Genomic DNA, 2,531 nt, shown 5'->3' with positions numbered 1-2,531 from the left:
ATGTGCGGGTGGGCGGGCGGCTCCTCGAGGATCAGATGGGCGTTCGTGCCGGAGATGCCGAAGGCGGAGACCGCGGCGCGGCGCGGGCGGCGTCCCGCGGGCCAGGCGACGGGGCTGGTCAGGAGGGCGACGGCGCCGGTGCTCCAGTCGACGTGCGGGGTGGGGGTGCCGACGTGCAGGCTCGCCGGAAGCGTCTCGTGGCGCAGGGCCTCGACCATCTTGATGACGCCGGCGACGCCCGCGGCGGCCTGGGCATGGCCGATGTTGGACTTGAGGGAGCCGAGACGCAGCGGCCGGTCGGGGGAGCGCCCCGGCCCGTAGGCGGTCAGCAGCGCGCGGGCCTCGATCGGGTCTCCGAGGGGGGTGCCGGTGCCGTGGGCCTCGACCGCGTCGACATCCGCCGGCCGCAGTCCGGCACCGGCCAGCGCCTGGCTGATCAGGCGTTGCTGGGAGAGACCGTTGGGGGCGGTCAGGCCGTTGCTGGCGCCGTCCTGGTTGACGGCGCTGCCAGCGACGACGGCGAGCACCGGCAGCCGGCGCGCCCGGGCGTCGGAGAGTCGGATGAGCACCACGACCGCGGCGCCCTCCGCCCAGCCGGTACCGTCCGCGTCGGCGGAGAACGGCCGGCACCTGCCGTCGGGGGACAGGCCGCGCTTGCGGCTGAACTCCACCAGCATCGACGGGCTGCACATCAGGGTCACCCCGCCGGCGACAGCGAGATCACATTCGCCGGCGCGCAGTGACGCCGCCGCCAGATGGACGGCGACGAGGGACGCGGAGCACTGGGTGTCCACCGTCAGCGCCGGGCCCTCGAGGCCGAGGGTGTAGGCGACCCGGCCGGCGATCACGCCCGCCGCGTTGCCGGTCAGCAGATGTCCCTGCAGCTCGGCGGGTGCCTGGTGCCAAGCCGTTCCGTAGTCCTGCAGGGACACGCCGGTGAACACGCCGGTGGGGCTGCCGCGCAGCCCGAGCGGGTCGATCCCCGCATGCTCGAGGGCCTCCCACGACACCTCCAGCATCAGCCGCTGCTGGGGGTCCATCGCCACGGCCTCCCGCGGGCCGATGCCGAAGAACGCGGCGTCGAACCGGTCGATGCCCGGCAGGAAGCCGCCGCCCCGGGCGTAGGTGGTTCCCGGATGATCCGGGTCCGGATGGTGGATGCCGGCCAGGTCCCAGCCGCGGTCGGCGGGCAGCGGGCCGATGACGTCCCGGCCCTGCGCGACCAGGTCCCACAGCGCCGCCGGGGAGTCCGCGCCCGGCAGGCGGCAGCCGGCGCCGACGATGACCACCGGGTCGTCGTCCCGCCCGGGCCGGGCCGGCCGGCGCGGGGTGCGCACGGGGGCCGTCTCCTCATCCACGCCCAGGATCTCGGCGCGCAGGAACGCGGCCACGGCGCCCGGAGTCGGCCGTTCGAACAGCAGCGTCGCCGGCAGGGGGACGCCGGTGGCGGCGACGAGGCGGCCGCGCAGGGCATCCGCGGTGCGCCGGTACACCCCGAGCGCGCGCCAGGGGACCGTGGGGTCCAGCTGTCGGTCCGCGCCGTGCCCGGGCCCGGCCGCGCCGGCGGTCACCGCCGCAACCTGGGTGGCGACCAGCTCGAGCAGGGCCTCCACCTGGGCGGTCGGCTCCAGTCCGGCGAGCCGGGCCCGCCAGCTGTCGCGGGCCCGCGTGGCGGGCTGCCCGGCCGGCGACTGTTCCGGGAGGCTGCTGTCCATCCGAACTGCTCCTGACGTGCGCGGCGAGGCGGCTGGCGGTGCCCCGGTGCCCTGGCGCGGTGCCGTGGCGGGGGGTGGAACCCCGGGCCGTTCTCCGGGCTCGTTCCCGTGTTCGGTTCCCTCTGGGGTTCCGGCCGGCCGGGAAATGCCCGGCCGGGAAATCTCTGCTGGCCGAAGAATGTGCCGGCGTACGGGCGGGCCCGCACCGGGAGGCTGTTCTCCCGGATGCTCCCGGTCTGTCAGCGCGATACCGGGGCGCGCCGGTTCCGTTCCGGCCGTACCCCGTCCCGCGGTGGCACGGCCGGCCAGGCGACTCCCTGAGAATCCTGCCCCAGAGAAGTTGTGCATTCAAAACCGGGATGGCGCCTTCAGGCTAGGCTGAACGGGGACGGCGGTGGTCCTCCGGCCCACTGTGGGCAGGCCCTTGGTCATTCGCCGGGTGGTGGGAGACACATCCGTCCTTGCTGTCGTGCGCCGTTCGGGCTATTGGTTGGCACCGACGGATTGTCGATTTCCTGACCGGTCCGTAGTGTCGCTTTCCGCCCGAGGCGAGGAGTGAGGACGCGCATGCGAGAGATCACCCCGCGGGACGTCGCGGCGGGCGGCAACGCGCCTCGCGCGGCCCCGGACGCCGACCCCCGGTGGCCCGCGCCCGACTCCTCCGTACCCGTACCCCCTGCATCCTCCGCACCCGTACCCCCTGCGCCCGAACCGGCTGTCACGGGTACCGCCGGCCCGGCGAGGGCCGGAACCGGGACGGACGGCGGTACCCGTGACAGCCGGTTCGGGCGACGTCGCTTCTACCCACATGCATCA

Annotated in this window: 1 protein-coding gene and 1 pseudogene; one reads left to right on the top strand and one right to left on the bottom strand. The window is 75.0% G+C overall.

Going from position 1 to position 2,531, the window contains the following annotated elements:
- Positions 1-1,715, bottom strand: a 1,715-nt coding sequence (locus AB1460_RS36815; RefSeq protein WP_368967142.1) for a type I polyketide synthase, incomplete at its 3' end; no start/stop codon positions are given.
- A 567-nt stretch (positions 1,716-2,282) separates the two neighbouring features.
- Here AB1460_RS36815 and AB1460_RS36810 point away from each other — a divergent pair.
- Positions 2,283-2,531: pseudogene (locus AB1460_RS36810) on the top strand (hypothetical protein); the annotation flags it as partial.

It is taken from the genome of Parafrankia sp. FMc2, assembly GCF_041008525.1.
Lineage (GTDB): Bacteria > Actinomycetota > Actinomycetes > Frankiales > Frankiaceae > Parafrankia.
The sequence above is the reverse complement of the archived record's forward strand: the minus strand, read 5'-3'. Positions and strand labels throughout refer to the sequence as shown.